Below are 20,260 nucleotides of genomic sequence, written 5' to 3'. Positions count from 1 at the left end.
GCAGTAAAGCCAATTAGACATTAGACGACCCCGAATTATCTTCCTGGGATCCCATCACCTGGTCGGGATCCCAGGGTTCCACAACGGTTTTGATAGCGATTTCGGCGTTGAGGGTGGCGGCTACGGCGCAGTAGCGGGTGTGGGAAAGCTCGGCAGATCGAGCTAAGGCGGCCTCGGTCACGGCTGGGCCAGCGCCATAGTGGGTAACGGTGATGTGGGTAAAACGGCGAGGATGGGTATCGGCCTGGGTACCAACAACCTCAATCCGGTAGTGGGCAAGGGGTTGGCGCTTTTTGGCCATGATGTCAATCACATCGTAGGCAGTGCACGATCCGAGGGCAGCCAGAAGCAGGTCGGTGGGTTTAGGCCCAATGGCGGGTTGATCGCCATCGACGGGAATGCGATCTCCGGCTTCGGTATGCCCAATGAACCGATGGCCACAAAGGTGATGGAGCACAATGGTTTTCGTCGTCATGGGTTGCCCTCAGAGCAGTTGGGCCATCGCCGTTTCTAGCGACAACAGCCAAGGTCATTGTCGCACCATGCCCCGTCCTAGGGTGCAAGGGTTTCCAACGTCCCGATAGTCGTGAAGGGTTGATTCTCCTCTACGGCCACCACCACTCCATGGCCCGAGGGAGGGAAAATGCCCGTCAGCGCCGTGATGTTAACCTGATGCGTCACCATGATCAGCACACCTTGGGGTTGCTGGCGCAGGTAGGCTTCCACCGCAGCAGTTTGGCTATCGGTGGTGCGCCGATCTCGAAAAAAGGAATTCAGCGGTGCGAAGGGCTCCACCGGGCCTAACCCCAGGAGTTCAGCAGTTTCTAAACAGCGGCACCACTGGCTAGACAGTACCCCCTCCACCGTCACCCCTTGCTGTCGAAAGGCTTGACCAATAGCGATGGCTTGCTGTCGCCCTGCCTCAGAAAGGTTGCGCTGGGTGGCACAGTCGCCTAGTCGGAAGTTAGCCGGATCCCCTGTACCGGGAGCCAGGGCATGGCGCAACAGCACCACATAGAGACGCTGATCCCCCTGCCTCAGGTAATCCCACACCGTAGCAGGCACCGAGGGCGGTAGAGACGTTGCCAAATCGGCGACAGAAGCCGTAGGAGCCTTGAGTGCAGGGACAAGCGGAGGCTCGGATGAGGGGCTATGCCGCACCATGGCGCTACAGCCTAGAGCCCCCAGCGCCAGACCCAGGCCAATCCAGTATCGGAACGCCGTTACCGCCATTGTCAAGTTTTGTGAATTTCCCCTGGGCCTACTGTAGCGCAGAGCGTCCTCCGCTATCATCCGTGCAATTTCAATACCCCCCTTAAGGATCGACAAAGCGCTGGGCAATAGCCTGGAATTCCGACTGAATCTCAAGAAAGGCATCCACCATATCGGGATCAAAATGGGAACCGCGTTGGCCTTGAATTATTGCCACTGCCTCTTCGTGAGGGATGGGTTCTTTGTAAACTCGACGACTGATGAGGGCATCATAGACATCCGCAAGGGCCATCAGTCGGGCAGAGATGGGAATGTTGTCTCCAGTCAGCCCCTCAGGATAACCCGTTCCATCCCATTTTTCCTGGTGAGAATAGGCAATTTCCTTAGCCAGCTTCAGGAAATCCACCGTCATTCCCAGACTTTTTTCTGCTTGAGTAATGGCATCACGACCCAGGGTGGTATGGGTTTTCATAATTTCAAATTCTTCCGGCGTCAGGCGACCAGGCTTTAGCAAAATATGATCGGGGATACCGACCTTGCCAATGTCATGGAGGGGGGCAGACTTATAGAGATGCTGAATGATGGCATCGCTGAGAAAGTAGCAGAATCGGGGATGATCCTTGAGGTGTTCTGCTAAGATCTTTACGTAGTTTTGAGTGCGTCGGATGTGATTTCCTGTTTCGTTGTCGCGAGTTTCAGCGAGGGAAGCCATGAGCTGAATTGTAACATCTTGAATTGCCTGATTTTCCTGGGTGCGACGAAAAACCTCCTGTTCTAGAAAGGCATTTTTGTCACGCAGGAAATCTGCTGAAGCCTTGAGAGCAAGCTGAGTTTTTACCCTAGCAAGCAGAATTGGTGGACTAACGGGCTTAGTGATGTAATCTGCTGCCCCTAAATCTAGGCCCTTTCGCTCATCTTCAACTTCCGACTTAGCAGTCAAGAAAATGATGGGAATGTCGGCAGTTCGGTGGCTTGCCTTGATGGAGTAGCAAACGTCATAGCCATCTATCCCCGGCATCATAATATCTAGTAAAACTAAATCAGGAGGATTATCAGACTGCACAATAGCAAGGGCTTTTTCACCATTGTTCGCCACCTTAACTCGATAAAAATCTTTCAATAAGCCACTCATAAAGGAAAGATTCTCTGGGGTGTCATCTACTACCAGAATCGTTGCCCGTTCCCCTAGGCTTTTCATTCGTTGGGCTCCTTTGTTTCAATAGTGATGCTAAAAATAGCGCCCCTGGGCTGGTTGTCCTCTACGGTAATGGTTCCTCCGTGGGCTTCGACCACGAGTTTGCAGAAGGCTAGTCCTAGCCCAATCTGACTAACGCCCTGCATCAACGTACCGATCTCATACTTATCAAAGATACGTTGTCGCAGTTCAGCGTTCACCCCAGGCCCTTCGTCAGTCACCTGAATCATGGCTTGGGTGGGGGAGGCGTAGACTAACTTAAGATGGATAGTACTATGGCTAGGGGAGTATTTAATTGCGTTAGAAAGAAGATTTTCCACTGAGCGACGAATTAAGACCGGATCAACATAGGCTGGGGATACCTTTTGCGCTGGCAAGCTAAGGTCGAGGGCTAGATTTTTCTGTCCTGCAATTTCCTGAACTTCGCTGAGGGCCATCTGGCATAATTCCCCCAAGTCAGCCTTTTGGCGATCAAGGATAAAGTGTCCTGACTCAAGTTTGGCCTTGATCAACAGATCATCGACTAGGGTGCGTAGTTTCTGGCCGCTGCGCCAAATAATATCCAGATGTTTCCGTAGTTTTTGGGATGGCAGATCAGTATTCTCTAAGAAAATCTCTGACAGCATTAGAATATTAGTGATTGGATTACGAAGATCATGGATAATCATATTCACCATATCTTCTCTAGATCGCAGGAGATTTTGGAGGCTATCGTAGGAGGCTTTGAGGTTAAGTTGAGTTTTTACTCTAGCCATTAAAATTGGTGGGCTCACGGGTTTTGTAATGTAGTCTGCTGCACCGAGTTCTAATCCTCGACGCTCATCTTCAATGTCGGACTTTACAGTAAGAAAAATAATAGGGATTTGTTTTGTCTTTGAATCAGCCTTGAGTTGTTGGCAGACCTCATAGCCATCTAATCCAGGCATCAAAATATCTAGCAAAATTAAATCTGGATGGGGCTCAACCTGGGCAATGAGCATAGCTTTTTCACCGCTGGTAGCTACCTTGACGCGATAGTGATCCCGCAGCAGCCCGCTAATAAAAGTGAGATTGTCAGGGGTGTCATCAACAACTAAGATAGTAGCCCGATCTAGATCATCCAAGGCATAATCGGTGTTCATAGTCATGGTTGTTCTGGAGGCAAAGTTGACGGTAATTGGGCTTGGGCTGCTAGGAGGGTAGCGTAGGCAGATTCAAAGTCAAATTGATTGATTTCGGCTTCAAGTTTGCTGTAGTTCTGAGGAAACGCTTGGTGCAGAAGTCCGGCATATTCCTGTAAAATATCAGCGGCTTCAGCATCATCGTCGGCTAACAGTTGTCCTAGGCGATTACAGACGCTGTGCAGTTGCGGCCAATCCACACTGACCATGGCAGGAGGATGCTCTGGGGGCAATTGGGCCTCTAAGTGGCCGATCAATTCCCCTAGGGCTAGGCGTAGCTGCTGAATGAGAGCTGTGGTTTGTTCTTCAGACTGATGATCTCGAATCGCGGTTTCCACATCGGTCGCTAACCGATGGATTTCCACGGCCCCAATGTTACCTGCTACGCCACGCAGGGAATGGGCCAACCGCTCGGCATCAGCCCGCCTTGCTTCGGCGAGGGCCTGCACGAGGTGGCTGGGGGTGTCGGCCTGTCCAGCCATAAATTTTCGCAGCATGGAGAGATATAGTGCCTGTTTGCCCAAAACTCGCCGCAATCCCTCCTTCACCTCTAGGCCAGGGATCGTGGGGGGAATAGCCACAGACTCCACAGGATGGGACGCAGCCAAGGCGGGTTCTGGATCGACCGCGAACGTTTGGGGCGGAATCCATTTTAGGAGGGTTTGCCAGAGTTCATCGGGCTCGATGGGCTTGGCTAGGTGATCATTCATGCCTGCCTCTAGACAGCGCTGGCGATCCTCCTGCATGACGCTGGCGGTCATGGCAACGATGGGCAGGTTGGCAAGCTGAGGGGTGCGGCGGATGTCAATCGTTGCCGCAACACCATCCATCTCTGGCATCTGCATATCCATCAAAACTAAGGCGTAGTGCCCGGTTTTCGCTTTGTCTACGCCAATACGGCCATTTTCTGCCACATCCACGATCAATCCCGCATCCTTCAGCAGTTCTGTGGCAACCTCTTGGTTAATTTCATTATCTTCTACTAACAAAATTCTGGCTCCCTGGATGGGGCGGAGGCGATCCATCCAGTCGTCGGCGGGAGCGTAACTGGGGGTGACATCGCCCGGAACCCGTTCCCCCAGCAGGCGCACTAGGCTGTCAAACACCATGGAGGCACTGACAGGCTTAATCAAAACATCGCGAATATCTAAGGCATGGGCCTGTTTAAACACCTCCTCCCGACCATAGGCCGTGACGATCATATGGTGGGGGGTGTGGGTCAGGGGCAATGATTGAATTCGTCGGGCCACCTCTAGACCATCCCACCCCGGCATCTGCCAATCGAGAAAAACAAGGTCATAGGGACGTTGCTGGGCATCGGCTTGGCTCACCTTTTCCAAGGCTTCTGGGCCATCGCTGGCCAAATCTACGTCCAGCTTCATGGGTTCCAACAGATCCTTCAACACCCGCCGCGCCGACTCGATGTCGTCTACTACCAACACGCGCTTGCCCTGGAGATCGCGGCTGAGTACTAGGCGGCGAGGGGGTTTTGTGCTGCGCCCGACACACACCGTGGCCCAAAAGGTGCTGCCTCGGCCATACTCACTTTCCACCCCCACATCACCCCCCATCAGGGTCGAGATGCGCTTACAGATCACCAGCCCCAGCCCCGTGCCGCCAAACTTGCGCGTGGTCGAGGTATCGGCCTGCTGGAAACCCTGAAACAGTTGTCCCAGTTGCTCTGGCGTTAGGCCAATGCCTGTGTCCCGCACCGCCACATACAGCACCACTTCAGTATCTCGGTATTCCTGGGCTTTTACGATGATGTCAATTTCGCCTGCCTCGGTGAATTTGACGGCATTGTTGGCGTAGTTAATTAAAATTTGCCCTAGCCGTAGGGGATCACCCACAAAGTGGGACGGTAGGTTAGGGTCAATCTCAAAAACAACCTCTAGCCCCTTATGGGCCGCTTTCTCGGTAATCAGCGTAGCCACATTATCAAGAACGCGATCTAGTTCAAATTCAATGTGCTCAATATTGAGTTTTCCAGCTTCAATTTTAGAGAAATCTAGAATGTCGTTGATTACTCCAAGCAGGTGCTGGCTAGAGGACTGAAGTTTACGAAGGTAGTCCTGCTGACGCGGACTAAGATCAGTCTTTTGCAAGAGATGAGCCATGCCAATCACCGCATTGAGAGGGGTGCGAATTTCGTGGCTCATGTTGGCCAGAAAATCGGCCTTAACCTGGCTAGCTTCCTCCGCAAGTTCTTTGGCATGAAGCATTTCATCCTCTGCCGCTTTTATTTGGCTAATATCTGTTAGCCAGCCCAGAACGCCCGGTTTTCCTTCATATTCTGTGGCCACAAAGGTAGCCATAATGTCTCGAATATCACCCGTAGGGCCATACATTTGAAATCGCTGGTTTTCTACGATACCCCTTTCGGCCAACGTGGCCAGCACTTGGGTGCGAACCGTGGGATCAGCATAGATTTTGAGGGGTGAATCACCCACGCCCAGGCCCACTAATTCTAAAATTCGCGGATTGGCAAAGCGAACAATCCCTTCTACGGTAATAGCGACTCCCACCGGGGCTTTATCAAGAATGGATTGCAGAATTTCCCGCTGACGATTCATTTCTAGTTCGGCCTGTTGTCGCTCGGTGACATCCCGCACCGCCACGAACAAGCTAGCGCCATGATTACCGATGGCCGGAAGCCGTGCAACGCCTACCTCAATGGGAAACTCTTGGCCATCCTTGCGTCGTCCCCAGCCCGACCGACTACGGCCAGGACGCTCGTCTATGGCACAGGCGGCAAAGGCGTGGGGATCGTCAGGCTGTCCTAGACGGCGGGCATCGTACCAAGCTTCCAAACCCAGGCGATCTAGGGGCTGTCCCACCAGTTCTTGATGGGTATAGCCAAACAGGACTTCGATAGCCGCATTGCTAAGCACAATCCGACCCTCTGCATCAACCACCACCATGCCATCGGGGGCCTGTTCAATCATGGCCCGATACCAGGCTTCAGTTTCGGCTAAGAGACGCTGCTGATCTCGCTGACGGTTGGTTTCTCGCAGCACCACCAGCAGCACCGTCCCGGTCAACAGGGCTGTGGTGAGCGTTACCCCGGTGGCCAGCTCATCCAGGGCCAGCCCGCTTCTCCTGAGGCCCATGCCCTCGGGGTAGCAGAAAAACCGTACCGCCGCCATGCCTACGTAGTGCATTCCTGCTGTGGCCAGGCCCATCACCCCACCCGACAGCCCAAGGCGATGACGCTGGGCTAGTCCTAGCCACCTACCGCCCCAGGAACGAAGCCACAGGGCCAGGGTGGACAGCCCCACGCCGACTATCAGCGAGGCCACCACGGCAATTGGGTTATAGCGAATCAGGCCATCGATTTGCATGGCGGCCATGCCTGTATAGTGCATGGTGCCAATGCCCAAACCAAACAGAGCACCTCCCAGCCAAAGCACCCTGGCCCGTGGGCGACGCTGGGTGATCAGATGCATGGCGTAGATGCTGGCTCCTATTCCCGGCAGAATCGACACCATGGTGAGGCCAAGGTGGTATGTCACCGGGCAATTGAGGTGAAACCCTAACATACCAATGAAGTGCATGGCCCAAATACCCACGCCCATGGCTATACCACTCAGGCCGAGCAGCGTATGTCGCAGCCACCGATCTTGGATGGGTTCGGCAAATTGAGCCATCAAAAAGGCTGTGTAGGCAGTAAAGATGGCAATGGCAACCGACAACCCCACCAAACCAGGGTGATAGTGGCCCAGGCGAGCAGCGACACTCCCCAGCACAGAAACACCTACCGGAAGAAAAAAGGCCAGCATTGTGGTTGAGTTCCGTTGTGGTTTGACGTCAAGGCAAAGTCAGGTTGAAGTCACATCTTATACCTGGACTATACTCTGCCCCACGGATTAGGCCCAAAAAACTTTGCGAAAAGTCTACGTCTCCATAGCAGAACAAGGCTCTGGACGCCAGGGTTCCAGGAGCTATGGCTCAGCCGTATCATACCCAATCCTGAGAAAAATCGCTGTGCCTGCCAATGGGAAAGGCGCTTGGTTCCAAACCATGAGTCCCAGGCGACAAGTCCCAGACGATAAGTCCCAAACCATGAGTCCTGGGCGATAAGTCCCAAACCATGAGTCCCAGGCGATAAGTCCCAGGCGACTGGAATAACCTGATGGGACAGCAGGGCATTGAGTTAAAACTGTTGGGCCAGCAGCGCATCAATCAGCCGATGGGCCAACACCAGTTTGGGAGAGGGAGGGAAAACCTCTTTTTCGCCGTCAGCTTGGATCAGGACGGCCTGGTTAGTATCACTACCAAAGCCACTGCCAGGGATATCTATAGGGTTGGCGACGATGGCGTCTAACCCTTTGCGCTGGAGCTTTTCCCAGGCCGGGGGCACAATGTCTCCGGTTTGGGCCGCAAAGCCAATCAGGCGCTGACGGGGCTGGCGACGGCGGTTGAGGTCAGCCACAATGTCGGGCACGGCGGCCAGGGGTAGGGCCTTGGGCAGGTTGGCCTTGGCCAGCTTGGTGGGGGATTGGGTGGCGGGCTTCACATCGGCCACGGCAGCAGCCATCAAAATCCAGTCGGCCTGGGGTAGGTACGTCACCATGGCTCGGTGCATGGCGGCGGCGGTGACGACAGAAACCGTGCGAATGCCCCCCAACCTGGCCTGGAGATCGCCCTCTAGGGGGCCGTGGACGAGGGTAACGTTGGCCCCTCGGTGCTTGGCGGCAAGGGCCAGAGCCACGCCCATTTTGCCGCTAGACGGGTTGCCGATGAAGCGCACCGGATCCAAAAATTCGCGGGTGCTGCCCGTGCTAATCAGCAGGTTCTTGCCCGTCAAATCCCGCTGCCCCTGGGTGTGCATCAGGGATTCGACATAGGCCAGGATGTCCTCCGGTTCGGCCATGCGCCCTGCCCCGATGCGGTCGCAGGCGAGGATGCCGCTGGTTGGCCCCACGCTATGGAAGCGCTGGTCTTGGCGCACCAAATGCCAGTTGCGCTGCACCGCCCGCTGTTGCCACATATCGGTATTCATGGCGGGGGCCAACAGCACGGGGCAGGTGGAGGCCAGCACGGTATTGGTCAGCAAATTATCCGCCAGCCCGTGGGCCAGCTTGCCGAGGGTGTTCGCACTGAGGGGCGCAATTACGATCAAATCCGCCCATTCCCCCAGCTCAATGTGCAGCGGACGACCCTGGCTGTTCGACCAAAAATCCGCGTCGGTATAGGCAGGATGACGGCTGAGGGCGGCGACGGTGAGGGCCGGAATAAACGCCTGCCCCTGGTCGGTCAGCATTACCCGCACAGAAACGCCCGCCTTAGCCAGTTCAGAAATCACGGAACAGACTTTGTAGGCGGCGATGCCCCCGGTGATGCCGATTAGCACCCGTGGGCCAGCGGGATCTAGATTGGCTTCTAGATCGACTTCCGGCTGGGGTTGCCCCACGGGCACGATGGGTTGGGCGTTAGACGGGTCTGGAACGAGGGCGAGGCTCACGATTCGTCGTAGGGTTCAAGATCGAGGAGGTAGACGTAGGATTCTACCAATTCTGGCCGCTGGAAGGCGAGGGCACGCAGCAAATGCCAGTCTTGCAACCCCTCAAAGGCGTTGTCGTAGGCATCGGCCTCCAGGCGACGGGCCAGTTCTTCCACGGTGTCCGGCGTCATTTCTGAGACCGCTTCTTGCGAAACATGGACGCTCAGCATGATCAGTTTCCCCCTTACGCTATCTGCATTGCACCGGGGTTAAGGGAAAGCCGCTGCTCTCACCACCCCTTGGGCCATACAGTTCACTTCTTTATCCTAAAGGTTAAGGTTCGGTATCCCCTGCAACCCGCCGTAAATCTTCGCAAAAGGCGGTGATGGACTGAATCACCGAGGGCAAAATTTCGTGTCCCATGGCTACTGCTTGAAAGGCGACAGGCTGATTCTGCGCCTCTAGGGCGTCCTTGGCCTCGTAGGCGTTTTCGATAGGCACCACCGGATCGAAGGTGCCGTGCACCATCATCACCGGGCGCGGCGTGATGGGGGGATTCAGCGCCCCGTGACAGTAGCCACTGAGGATAATCTGTCCCGCCAAGGGCAATTGGCCCCCAATATCAATGGCCATCGCGCCCCCCTGGGAAAACCCCGCCAAAATGGTGCGCTCCAGAGGAATTTGGCTGGTTTTGGCGAGGTTCAATAGCCAATCTTTCAGCATCTGCCGACTGGTTTTCAGGTCGTCCTGGGCCTCAAAATTGTGGGGCTGGCGGAAATCGTACCCCCAAGGGAATCCGTACCACATCCGGCCCCCCGGCACCTGGGGATGGGCGTGGGGCGCGTCGGGAAAAGTCATGGAAAAGTGGGGCAGCTTCAGATAGGGAGCCAACCCCGCCAAATCCGCCGCATTGGCTCCCCATCCGTGGAGCGCCACCAAATGCCAATCTGCGGTTCCTGCCACCGCTGGGTAGTTCAGAGTATTCAGGCTCAAGGACGACCTCCCACCCCGGAAAAATCCACGATTGCCAAACGATTATTTCCAAACCATACCGCAGCCGCAATCTCAAGGAAAGTCACCTCGACCCTCAGCCAAAACCTCAGGTTGGTTAAATCTGCGATCCGGCCAACCCTCGCTCCTCGCCTGTCTAGCGTTACCCGAATGGCCTAACGCCTAGCCATCGGCCCCGCCAGTCCAATCGGTCGCCCCAGCCCACTTTATCCATTGGCGTTTAACGCGAATCGTTATAGGCTGATAGGATGTGTGTGAGGATTGCTATCCATTGATTCGCAGTTTCAAAGATAAAGAAGCCCAAGCTATCTTTGAGCGTCGGCGTTCTCGTAAGGTGCCATCCGAAATTCAGCAGGTGGCTCTACGCAAATTGCGAATGTTAAATCGTGCCGAAACCCTTCAAGATCTTAGGATTCCGCCTGCTAATCGCCTCGAACGGCTCAGTGGAGATCGGTCGGGCCAGTACAGCATTCGGATTAATGATCAGTGGCGCATTTGCTTTGTCTGGCAGGCTGGCGAAGCCTTTGATGTGGAAATTGTAGACTATCACTGAGGTAAACCCATGGATAACGAAAGGCTACGCCCCGTTCATCCCGGCGAAATTTTGCTGGAAGAATTTCTTCAACCCATGAACCTCAGCCAAAACCAACTCGCCCTGGCTCTGAGGGTGCCGCCCCGACGCATCAACGAAATTGTCCACGGCAATCGGCGCATTACTGCCGACACCGCGCTCCGCCTCGCCCATTATTTTGGGATGTCGCCCCGGTTTTGGCTAGGGCTACAAATGGACTACGACCTCGATGTGGCTGAAGACGAGATCGGTGATCGACTGAGCAGAGAAGTCGTCGCCCTCAACTCCTAAGCCGCAGGTTCAGCATCAACCCATCACACCCTAGGAGATCGGTCTCTTAGACTGTTGAATCAAGGCCCAGAATGCCGAAAACTCAGATATCCCTTCGCCCCCTAGCCTAGGCGCTGAGAGGCCGTTCAACTAGGTGCATCCGATGCTGAGCGGCCCAGGTGTCTAGGTCGCCTAAACCCCGATCTCGATAGTGGCCGTAGCGTTCGCGCTTGTTGCGAATTTTGCTGGGCAGGGCGGGCAAAATGCCAAAGTTGGGCGGCATCGGCTGAAAGTGCTTCGGCTCCGCCGTGCTGATGAAGTCGAACAGGGCTCCCATCATGGTGGTGACGGGTAACTCTAGGGGTTCCAGCCCCAGGGCCAGCCGTGCCGCATTGGTGCCCGCCAACCAGCCGCCTGCCGTTGCTGCGGTATAGCCCTCGGTGCCCACCAGTTGCCCCGCCGCCAGCAGGGTAGGCCGAGTTTTGAACTGAAGGGTGCGGTGCAGCAGTTCCGGGGAATTGATAAACGTGTTGCGGTGCATCACGCCCATGCGGACAAATTCGGCGTTTTCCAGGCCCGGAATCAGCCGAAACACCCGCGCCTGTTCGCCCCAGCGCAGATTGGTTTGAAATCCCACCATGTTCCAAAGCTGGCCCTGGCGATCCTCCTGGCGTAGTTGCACCACGGCGTAGGGCTTTTTGTCTTTGTTATCGGGATCTTTGAAATCTCCGAACCGCGCATCAAACAGCCCCACGGGTTTGAGGGGGCCGTAGCGCATGGTGTCTTCCCCTCGGCGGGCCATTTCTTCGATGGGCAGGCAGGCTTCAAAGAACTTGGCGGTTTCGCGCTCAAAGTCCTTCAGTTCCGCCTGTTCCGCCTTGCAGAGTTCCGTCCAAAAGTGGAGGTACTGCTCACGGTTCATGGGGCAGTTCAGGTAGGCGGCCTCGCCCCGGTCGTAGCGGGAGGCCATGAAGGCTACGTCGCGGTTGATGCTGTCGCCCACCACAATCGGGCTGGCGGCATCGAAAAAGCTCATGTAATCCTGACCCGTAAACCGCTGCAAGTCGGCGGCGAGGGCTTCGGTGGTGAGGGGGCCAGTGGTCAGCACCACAATCCCATCGGTCGGAATTTGGTGGACTTCATCCCGCCGCAGTTCAATTAGGGGATGACGCTCCAGGGTTGCGGTGAGGTCGTGGCTGAAGCGACCCCGATCCACCGCCAACGCACCCCCAGCGGGGACTTGATGCTCGTCGGCCTTGGCGATAATCACCGACCCCAGCCGCCGCAGTTCCTCATGGAGCAACCCCGACGCCCGATCCGTGGCCTGCGCCCCAAAGGAATTGCTGCACACCAGTTCTGCCACCTCCTCGCTGTGGTGGGCCGGAGAGGTGCGCTGGGGCCGCATTTCGTGGAGCACCACGGGCACCCCGGCCTGGGCAATCTGCCAGGTGGCTTCGGTGCCTGCCAGCCCGCCGCCAATTACGTGAATCGGTTCAATCGCCATGGAAATTCAGGGTTCCGCCGTTCTAGGGTTCAGTCAGCTTCTCTAGGATAGCGACTTCTGACCACCTGGCGAATGGGGCTGTGAGCGAGTTCGTAGCGTTATCCGTGAACAAATTTACCCATGAGCCACTGTGGACTAATCACTGTGGACGGTGTGGATTTTGAGGAAGTTGGTGCCCTGGGAAATTTTGGCCGGAATGCCGCCCATAATCAGCAATTTATCCCCCGGCTTAGCTAGGTTGCGATGTTTGAGGGTGGTTTCGGCGGTTTCGGCCATGGCTTCAAAGGTGGGGGGCGGCGAGTCGATCAGCAGGGGATGGACACCCCAAATGAGGTTCATGTGGTGGTAAACCTTGTCGTTGGGGGTAAAGGCCACCACGGGGGCTTTGGGCCGTTCTCCGGCGGCAATTTTAGCGGTGTATCCAGTTTCAGTAAAACAGACAATAGCCCGCAGATTGAGGGTATCGTCAATGACGTTGAGGGCTTCGCCGAGGGCATGGGTTTCGTCATCTTTGAAGGCGGGGGTGTTGATAAACGCGAGCTCCTTCTCAACATCGCGGGCAATGCGGGCCAGCATTTGCACCGCCTGCACCGGAAAATCTCCCACGGCGGATTCCCCCGACAGCATCACCGCATCGGTGCCGTCGATAATGGCGTTGGCCACGTCGCTGGCCTCGGCGCGGGTAGGGCGGGGATTATGGATCATGCTCTCCAGCATTTGGGTGGCGGTGATCACCGGGATGTTGCGCTCCTTGCATTCCCGGATGATGCGCTTTTGCAGCAGAGGCACCCGCTCCGCCCGCATTTCCACCCCCAAATCGCCCCGCGCCACCATGATGGCGTCTACCACCGAGAGAATTTCATCGAGGTTCTTCATGGCCTGGGGTTTTTCAATTTTGGCCAGCACCGGGATGTCTGCGCCGCCCTTGGCTGCCAGTAGCGCCTTCAGGGCCAAAATATCCGCCGCCTGCCGCACAAAGCTGAGGGAGATGATATCAACGCCCTGGGAAACGCCAAACTCCACGTCCTGCTTGTCTTTTTCGGTGAGGGAGGGCAGTTGCAGATTGAGGTCGGGCAGGTTTACTCCCTTACGGCTTTTCAGCGGCCCGCCCTGGATGATGCGGCAGGTGATTTTGGGCGGAACTACGTCCTCCACCTCCAGTTCCAGCAGGCCATCATCCAGCAGCACCTGCATACCAACCTTGGCTTCGTCGGCTAGGTAGGGATAGTCAATGCCGACGCTGCCGGGGAAGTTTTCCGCCTCCGCCAGGGGCACCAGATCCACGGTCAGCCCCTCCTGAAGATGGATCGCCCCATCGGGCAGGTTCCCAACGCGAATTTTTGGCCCTTGCAGGTCTTGGAGCAAGGTGATGGGGGTGTCGTGTTCTGCCGAGACCTCCCGCAGCAGGGCAATCATGCGGGCGTGGTCTTCGTAGCTGCCGTGGGAAAAGTTGAGGCGGGCCACGTTCATGCCAGCCTCAATCATGCGCTTGAGAGTGGCCTTGGAGCTGCTGGCGGGGCCAATGGTGGCCACAATTTTGGTACGACGGCTAAACGGATCCATAACCAAGGACGAGATGCAGTAAAGTGCCCTCAGTATACGCACAGTTGCCTAAATGGTCATGTAGTCTGGGTGTCATTCCCACCGAGGGGATCCCTGGGCCAGCCTTGCACGAAGGCTTCAATGTCGTCCTCGGCCAAGGGCTGGGCAATGTAGTAGCCCTGGCCATAGGCGCAGCCCAGGTGCTGAAGTTCCTGCCACTGGGTCGCCGTTTCGATGCCCTCGGCAATGGCGGTCATGCCCAGGCTGTGGGCCAGGGCCAGGATAGACTGCACCATGGCCACCCCGCGAGGATCATCCCCTAGGCGGTTGGTGAAGGAACGGTCAATTTTGAGGATTTGCACCGGGAAGCGATGCACCATGCTGAGGGAGGAATATCCAGTTCCGAAGTCATCGATGCAGATTTGCAGGCCCCGTTCCTGAAGGTCGGCCAGTAGCGATTCGGCGGTTTCAGGGTTTTCAATCAGGGCGCTTTCGGTAATTTCCAGGCGCAGGTCGCCATGGCAGAGGCCAGCGGAGGCAAGGGCTTCATCAATGCTGGCAACCAGGTTGGGGTTGGCAAACTGCTTCACCGATAGGTTCACGCTCACCATCCAATGCTGGGCCTGGGGAAAGACCTGTCGCCACTGCTGAAGCTGATGGCAGGCGGTTTTTTGTGTCCATTCGCCAATGGGCAGAATCAACCCATTTTCCTCCGCCAGGGGAATGAAGGTACTCGGCGCAATGTAGCCCCAACGGGGATGGTGCCACCGTAGCAGGGCCTCAAAGCCCACCACCTGGGCTGTGGCCAGATTCACAATGGGCTGATACTTTAGGGTTAGTTCCCCCCGCTCTAGGGCGCGTTGCAAGTCGTTCTCTAGGGTGAGCTGGGTGGCTACCTCTTCGTACATGTGCGGGTCAAACAGGGCGGATCGGCCTCGGCCATTGTGTTTTGCCTGATACATGGCGGTGTCGGCATCGCGCAGAAAGTCCACAGCATCCACCGAACCCGTGAGGTTAGACGACACCCCCACACTGGCACTAATAAAGACTTCGCGCCCCTCTAGCAGCACCGGAACCTGGAGCACCTCATGGATACGATCTGCCACCTTCACGGCTTCATCCAGATGGGCAATGCTGTTGATCAGAATGGCGAACTCATCCCCCCCCAGGCGGGCCACCAGATCGCCCTCCCGCACCACGCTACCCAGCCGATGGGCACATTCAATCAGCAGTTGATCGCCCACCAAGTGCCCCAGGCTGTCGTTGATGACCTTAAAACGGTCGAGGTCGATGAACAACACCGCAAAGGATTGTTCGGGGCCATCTTGTCCCCGCTGGGTGGCGGCGTTGAGCTGCTCCATGAAGTAGGCCCGGTTGGGAATGCCCGTCAGCGGGTCGTGGAGGGCTTCGTAGGCAAGGCGTTCTTCAATTTGCTTGCGTTCGGTAATGTCGGTGAGGGTGCCCACCAGACCGACGATCTTGCCCTCTCCGTCGCGCTGGGGGCGACCCAGCAGTTGCACTGCTCGCCGAGTTCCGTCTGGTCGCCAAAGGGTTCCCTCCAGGTTGAGGGTTTGGCCATCCAGGCAGGCCATTGCCAGATGATATTGCCACTGAGGACAGTCTCCCTCATCGAGAGCGGCCAGGAGGTCATCCAACCCTAGGGGCTGGGTATGAGGCTCTAGACCGTAGATGCGGAACATTTCCTCCGACCACAGCAGGGTGCGGCTAGGCAGGCGCAGTTCCCAGTTGCCCGTGTGGGCAATGCGCTGGGCTTCCTTCAGACGAGCCTCGGCCCGCTGGCGTTCCTCCAGATCGTGGCGGGCTTGTTCGAGGGTTTGGGCCTGCTGAATGGCAATGGCTAACTGGTCAGCCACCGTGGCGACCAACTCCACCTCCGAGGACTGCCAAGCTAAGCCCTCGGTCTGGGGGGGGCGATGAATGCCTAAACAGCCCCAGGGTTGAGTCGCGTTGACGGCCAAGGGCACCAGCAGCCAGCAGCCGGGCAGGGCTTGCACCAGGGGCGGAGTCGTGTCTTCGGTGGTCAACATCACAATGTCAAGCTGCTTGAGCCGCTGGGTAATCTCGGTCTCTCCCGCCGTACTCACCTGGTTAAGCAGGCTCACCTGATCCGGCTGGGCGCGATACTCCGCCACCACCTGCCACAGCAGAGACGTTTCCTGGTAGCGCTGAATGTTGACGTGGTCTACCTGCAACAGATGGGCTACCTCGCGGGCAGCGGTGGCAAAGATCGTGGTGAGATCAAGGGATTGCCGAATCGCCTGGATCACTCGATTCAGCGCCTGTTCCCGCCGAATTTGGTGCTCAATTTTCTGGTAGACCAGCCGTCGCTCGGTAATGTCTTGGAAATAGACCGCCAGCCCGTCCTCTTGGGTGGGGTAGACATGGACTTCGTACCAGCGCTTAGCCGCAGCGGAATATTCCTCAAAGGCAACGCTCTGGCGGTGGGTGATGGCCTGAAAAAACTGGTTGGAAAACTCGGTGTCCAACAGTTCCGGGAACTCGTACCAGAAGTTTTGGCCCAGTAGATCCTGGCCAGATCGCTGTAACAACTGCTCTGCCCGCTGGTTCAGGTAGGTAAACTGGCTGTGGCGATCCAGGGCAAAAAAGGCGTCGGTGATACTTTCTAGAATATCGGCAATGTGCTGGTGGGAGGATTGGATCGCTGCCTCCGCCTGCTTGAGGTCAGTGATGTCCGTGTGGGTGCCCGCCAGCCGCAGCGGAGAGTCTTCCCCATCGCCGATGCGCTGCCCCCGCGACAGAATCCAGCTCAGGGTTCCCTGATGGTTCACCATGCGATAGGTGTGCTCAAACTGTCCGGGCTGGGCCTGGTATTGGGTCAGCATCTGCCGCAGAGGCTCAACATCCTCCGGGTAAACGTGGGACAGCCAGGACGCCATGGTGCAAGGGCTGGCCGTGCAGCCGAGGAGCTGCGCTAGGTTGGGACTAACGTAAAGTTCGTCGCTGGCGGGGTACCAGTCCCATACCCCCACCTTGCTGTTTTGAATCGCTAGGGCAAAGCGTTCCTCGCTGCGGCGCAGGGCCATTTCTGCTGCCTTGCGGTCTTGAATATCCTGGGAGACCCCCAAACTAAACAGTGGGTTGCCCTGGCTGTCGTACACCAGGCACACCGTCAGCGTTACCCAAATGGGATGGCCATCACGGTGGAGGTAGCGCTTTTCGAGGGTTATGGAGCTGACCTGCCCCGCCAAAAGCTGGCGATACTGGACGAGATCGCGCCCTAGATCTTCGGCGTAGGTAATGTCTTGGAAGGTTTTTTCCATCAGTTCTTCGCGGCTGTAGCCCAGCATTTGGCACATGCCGGGATTGACGTCCACCAGCTGCCCACTCAAATCCGCCTGACAGATGGCGACACTGGCCTGTTCAAAAATGGCCCGAAACCGCGCCTCAGCCGCGCTAATCACCGCCTGACTTTGTTTGCGTTCGGTAATGTCTTTGCCGATGGAGAGCAGGCAAGTTTGTCCCTGGAACTCCGTCAGTTCTGAGGACACCAGCAGCGTCTTGACCTGGCCATCGGGGGTGCGAGTGTCGATCTCAGCATTTTTGATCCATCCGTTCTGGAGGAGCTGCCGCCGTAGGTGCGCAAACTGCCGCCGATCATGAACCAGGCCCACCTCCTGGGGGCGCTTGCCGATAAGGGTCTCCTCATCACAGCCGATCCACTGGGCATAGCCCTGGTTCACCAGCAGGTGCCGTCCCTCGGGGAAGGTGGTGATCGCCATCGGGTCAGGAATGTGCTGGAAGAGGCTAGCGAAGGCGGTTTCCGTTTCCCGCAACCGTTTTTGGGTATAGCTTTGCTCAAAGCTGAGGGAAATGCTGATGGCCGCCGTTCGCAGGATCTTAATGGTTTCGGCCCCCCACGGCCCCAGGTGAGGGCAGCGGGTAAATAGCAAAAACCCAAAGTAGCGGCTGCGGTAGCGCAGGGGCAAAATCAGGACGGATTCTGCCTCTAGGGTGGCCAAAAATTCCTGTTCCGCCCCCAGAAAATCGGCCCTTGTGCCCTGGATCACGCTGCCCTTGGCCAAAATCGGGTGCCACCGTTGCAGAGTGTCGGGGGAAATATTTTGAAATCGCGCCTCACTTAGGAGGGCCGGGAGTCCGGGCTGTTCCCAGGCCGTCCGCAGGCTCACCCAGGCATCACTGCCATCGCGGTGGTGCATCTTAAATAGGGCCACCCGACTGGCCCCAATGGTGGTGCCCATCAACTTTAGACAGCGTTGATACACACGCAACCGATTATGGCGATGCAGGCTGAGCAGTTGGTAGTGAATGTGGGTAATCAGGGTTAACCCGGCAGAGGCCTCCGGTGGGGCCATGGTGCGCTGATGCGGGGCCTCGACCTGGGGCAGCGGGGCCTGGGCCAACCGATGACGACACAGGAAACCCCAAGGTTGACCGCGATGATCCAGCACGGGCAGTCCGGGCAGGGATGTGCGGGACATCAGAGCCAGGGCCACCGCCAAAGAATCCCCCTGGTGCAGGGTAGGGGCGGGCATGACCGTGGATGGGCTGACGGGGGTTGTTGCCAGATCCAGCCCGGCGGTCACGGCGGTGAGAACGGCCCGTTCGCAGAACACCCCAATCCCCCCCTCGGTGCCTTCCCCCATCACAAGGACACAGGAACAGCCCCGTTGCTCCATCCCTTGGGCAACCTCCAGAATGGAGGTTTGGGGCGTGACGATGGGCGGACAAGGGTCGATGAGCGCGTCAATGGACAACGCCTCTAGGATGTCCGGGGACGCAGTGGTGAGGGGAGATAACGCCAACATGGGCTATGGATGCCGCCATTACGTTTTGTTACATCGGGCTACCTGTGTCCCCAGAGTACCCAGTTACTAAGGGAAAAGCGACAGTCTATCTAGGGTAATTTTAGGGCTCGGTGGCCTTGATCTTAGCCTACCTTCGCTGCGGGCTCGCCGTTGGAGGCGTCTCCCAGCGCTAGGCTTGTGGTCAACTCCTGACGTAGGCGATCCAGAGCGGGGGAGGTGTCTGCCTCCTGCAAAATAGCGGCGAGGGTAGCGCTGATTCCCTCTGGCCCCCAGGTGCAGCCCCGTTCTAGGTAGGCTTTTGCCGCCTTGCCCACCACATAGCTGCCATAGCCCGCCGCGCTGGCCTGGGCGGTGATGGCTCCCGCGAGGGCGGTAATCCCTGTGGCGCTATCGCCCCAACTCAGCAGGGCCGCTGTGGTTTTTCCGGCCCCCAGCAAGCCACTGCCCAACTGGCTCAGCAGCAGCACCCCCGAACTTTTAAGCACCGCCTTCCACAACTGTCCGGCTTCGTGGTTGGTGAGGGGAAAGCCGTAGAGCCGCGCCAGGGTGCGAATCATCACCAGGTCGCTGATCACGCCACCCACCACATCCAGGCCCACAATGGGGTTCAGCGCCACGGCCACGGCTTTATATTTGGCAAAACGCCAGATCGTCGCTTCGGCTTGATCTCCGTGGATCTGCGCCACTTGAGTTACGAAATCCGCCTCTAAACGCCGCGCCCGATGCAGCGTGTTCAACGCTACCAGGGTTTCTCCATCCCGCTGAAGCAGGGTCGCTAGGGCCTCCCGCAGAGCATTGATATGCGGTGGCGGCGTCTCCCAGGCTTCCTGCATCCGGCCATCGGGCCACTCCGTCCGCACCAGCGCCGGGGCTGGGCTGGCGGCCACCATCACCACCTCATCTACGGCTAGGGAAGGTGGCTCCCCCAGTTCCGTTGCTAGGGTTTGGCGCAGGTGGTTCAGGCGGTCGTAAAGGCCCTGGCGGTCTAGATCGGGATACAAATCCACCTTATTGAACACCAGTACCAGGGGCTTGTTCTGGCGATAGAGATCCACCAGCGCCCGGTATTCCGTCGCCGTCACTTCCCCCGCCACCACAAACAGAATCAAATCCGCCTGCTGGGCCACGGCTTGGGCCATTTCTGCCCGTCCCGCACCATCGATCTCGTCGAGTCCGGGAGTATCCACCAACTCCACCTGCCAGGGTTCCCCGTCCGAGGTGCTGACCTCCGGCTGCCAATACACCGACCGAGGCCAGCGCGTCACCCCGTGGAGTGGCCCCGTTTCCAAGATCGACTGCCCCACCAGGGCATTGATCACCGCCGATTTTCCTCGGCTCACCAGGCCAAAGACCGCCACCGTCAGCCGTCGCCCCGCCAGTTGAGTTTGCAGATTTTGCAGTTGCTCCAGCCCGGTTTTCATCACTGCCACTGACCGATCCTCACGGGCGAGGGGTAGGGCGGACTGGTAGCGGCTAGCGGCTTGGCTGAGCAGGGCTTGGGTGCGGTGGAGGAGGGAGGGAGGCACGGGGAGGAGAGTAGGGAG

The 20,260-nt window shown here is 57.3% G+C and carries 14 protein-coding genes; 2 read left to right on the top strand and 12 right to left on the bottom strand.

What is annotated here, in order from left to right; translation table 11 throughout:
* Positions 1-13 precede the first annotated feature (13 nt).
* The 8 genes from GFS31_RS04575 to GFS31_RS04540 all read right to left on the bottom strand — a co-directional run bounded on the left by GFS31_RS04575 (position 14) and on the right by GFS31_RS04540 (position 10,003).
* Positions 14-475, bottom strand: coding sequence for an OsmC family protein (locus GFS31_RS04575; RefSeq protein ID WP_198807077.1), 462 nt, complete (start codon positions 473-475; stop codon positions 14-16).
* A gap of 77 nt (positions 476-552) precedes the next feature.
* Positions 553-1,233, bottom strand: coding sequence for a histidine phosphatase family protein (locus tag GFS31_RS04570; protein WP_198807076.1), 681 nt, complete (start codon positions 1,231-1,233; stop codon positions 553-555).
* Between the two features lie 82 nt (positions 1,234-1,315).
* Positions 1,316-2,410, bottom strand: a complete 1,095-nt coding sequence (locus GFS31_RS04565; RefSeq protein ID WP_198807075.1) for a two-component system response regulator — start codon at positions 2,408-2,410, stop codon at positions 1,316-1,318.
* Positions 2,407-3,534 (bottom strand): response regulator, encoded by a 1,128-nt coding sequence (locus GFS31_RS04560; RefSeq protein ID WP_225907562.1) that lies wholly within the window; start codon positions 3,532-3,534, stop codon positions 2,407-2,409. The genes GFS31_RS04565 and GFS31_RS04560 overlap by 4 nt, the downstream gene beginning before the upstream one ends.
* Complete coding sequence (locus GFS31_RS04555; RefSeq protein ID WP_198807074.1) at positions 3,531-7,346, bottom strand: response regulator; 3,816 nt, start codon at positions 7,344-7,346, stop codon at positions 3,531-3,533. The genes GFS31_RS04560 and GFS31_RS04555 overlap by 4 nt, the downstream gene beginning before the upstream one ends.
* 374 nt (positions 7,347-7,720) lie before the next feature.
* Positions 7,721-9,031: a bifunctional phosphopantothenoylcysteine decarboxylase/phosphopantothenate--cysteine ligase CoaBC gene (gene coaBC, locus GFS31_RS04550; protein WP_317135073.1), complete on the bottom strand. Its 1,311-nt coding sequence runs from the start codon at positions 9,029-9,031 to the stop codon at positions 7,721-7,723.
* Positions 9,028-9,240, bottom strand: coding sequence for a DUF2555 domain-containing protein (locus tag GFS31_RS04545; RefSeq protein ID WP_198807073.1), 213 nt, complete (start codon positions 9,238-9,240; stop codon positions 9,028-9,030). Before GFS31_RS04545 ends, coaBC begins: the two co-directional genes overlap by 4 nt.
* A gap of 103 nt (positions 9,241-9,343) precedes the next feature.
* The gene (locus GFS31_RS04540) at positions 9,344-10,003 is read right to left on the bottom strand and encodes an alpha/beta hydrolase (RefSeq protein ID WP_198807072.1); all 660 of its coding nucleotides are present in this window, start codon (positions 10,001-10,003) and stop codon (positions 9,344-9,346) included.
* 289 nt (positions 10,004-10,292) lie between these two features.
* Between GFS31_RS04540 and GFS31_RS04535 the strand changes: the two genes are divergently transcribed.
* Both GFS31_RS04535 and GFS31_RS04530 read left to right on the top strand, forming a co-directional pair.
* Positions 10,293-10,574 (top strand): type II toxin-antitoxin system RelE/ParE family toxin, encoded by a 282-nt coding sequence (locus GFS31_RS04535; protein ID WP_198807071.1) that lies wholly within the window; start codon positions 10,293-10,295, stop codon positions 10,572-10,574.
* 9 nt (positions 10,575-10,583) lie between these two features.
* Positions 10,584-10,883 carry a HigA family addiction module antitoxin gene (locus GFS31_RS04530; protein ID WP_198807070.1) on the top strand — a complete coding sequence of 100 codons (300 nt, stop codon included), beginning with the start codon at positions 10,584-10,586 and terminating at the stop codon, positions 10,881-10,883.
* 106 nt (positions 10,884-10,989) lie between these two features.
* Here the strand turns inward: GFS31_RS04530 and trmFO are convergent, their stop codons facing one another.
* The 4 genes from trmFO to GFS31_RS04510 form a co-directional block, all read right to left on the bottom strand.
* Complete coding sequence (gene trmFO / locus GFS31_RS04525; RefSeq protein WP_198807069.1) at positions 10,990-12,366, bottom strand: FADH(2)-oxidizing methylenetetrahydrofolate--tRNA-(uracil(54)-C(5))-methyltransferase TrmFO; 1,377 nt, start codon at positions 12,364-12,366, stop codon at positions 10,990-10,992.
* A 135-nt stretch (positions 12,367-12,501) separates the two neighbouring features.
* Positions 12,502-13,929: a pyruvate kinase gene (gene pyk / locus GFS31_RS04520; protein WP_198808032.1), complete on the bottom strand. Its 1,428-nt coding sequence runs from the start codon at positions 13,927-13,929 to the stop codon at positions 12,502-12,504.
* A 56-nt stretch (positions 13,930-13,985) separates the two neighbouring features.
* The gene (locus GFS31_RS04515) at positions 13,986-18,716 is read right to left on the bottom strand and encodes an EAL domain-containing protein (RefSeq protein ID WP_198807068.1); all 4,731 of its coding nucleotides are present in this window, start codon (positions 18,714-18,716) and stop codon (positions 13,986-13,988) included.
* Between the two features lie 122 nt (positions 18,717-18,838).
* Positions 18,839-20,242: a GTP-binding protein gene (locus GFS31_RS04510; RefSeq protein ID WP_198807067.1), complete on the bottom strand. Its 1,404-nt coding sequence runs from the start codon at positions 20,240-20,242 to the stop codon at positions 18,839-18,841.
* Positions 20,243-20,260: the final 18 nt, after the last annotated feature.

The organism is Leptolyngbya sp. BL0902, assembly GCF_016403105.1.
Lineage (GTDB): Bacteria > Cyanobacteriota > Cyanobacteriia > Phormidesmidales > Phormidesmidaceae > Nodosilinea.
The sequence above is the reverse complement of the archived record's forward strand: the minus strand, read 5'-3'. Positions and strand labels throughout refer to the sequence as shown.

Coding starts and splice junctions, on each gene's coding strand:
- trmFO (WP_198807069.1), bottom strand. CDS start 12,366: ATGGCGATTGAACCGATTCACGTAATTGGCGGCGGGCTGGCAGGCACC.
- pyk (WP_198808032.1), bottom strand. CDS start 13,929: ATGGATCCGTTTAGCCGTCGTACCAAAATTGTGGCCACCATTGGCCCC.
- GFS31_RS04565 (WP_198807075.1), bottom strand. CDS start 2,410: ATGAAAAGCCTAGGGGAACGGGCAACGATTCTGGTAGTAGATGACACC.
- GFS31_RS04545 (WP_198807073.1), bottom strand. CDS start 9,240: ATGCTGAGCGTCCATGTTTCGCAAGAAGCGGTCTCAGAAATGACGCCG.
- GFS31_RS04555 (WP_198807074.1), bottom strand. CDS start 7,346: ATGCTGGCCTTTTTTCTTCCGGTAGGTGTTTCTGTGCTGGGGAGTGTC.
- GFS31_RS04515 (WP_198807068.1), bottom strand. CDS start 18,716: ATGTTGGCGTTATCTCCCCTCACCACTGCGTCCCCGGACATCCTAGAG.
- GFS31_RS04570 (WP_198807076.1), bottom strand. CDS start 1,233: ATGGCGGTAACGGCGTTCCGATACTGGATTGGCCTGGGTCTGGCGCTG.
- GFS31_RS04575 (WP_198807077.1), bottom strand. CDS start 475: ATGACGACGAAAACCATTGTGCTCCATCACCTTTGTGGCCATCGGTTC.
- GFS31_RS04560 (WP_225907562.1), bottom strand. CDS start 3,534: ATGACTATGAACACCGATTATGCCTTGGATGATCTAGATCGGGCTACT.
- GFS31_RS04530 (WP_198807070.1), top strand. CDS start 10,584: ATGGATAACGAAAGGCTACGCCCCGTTCATCCCGGCGAAATTTTGCTG.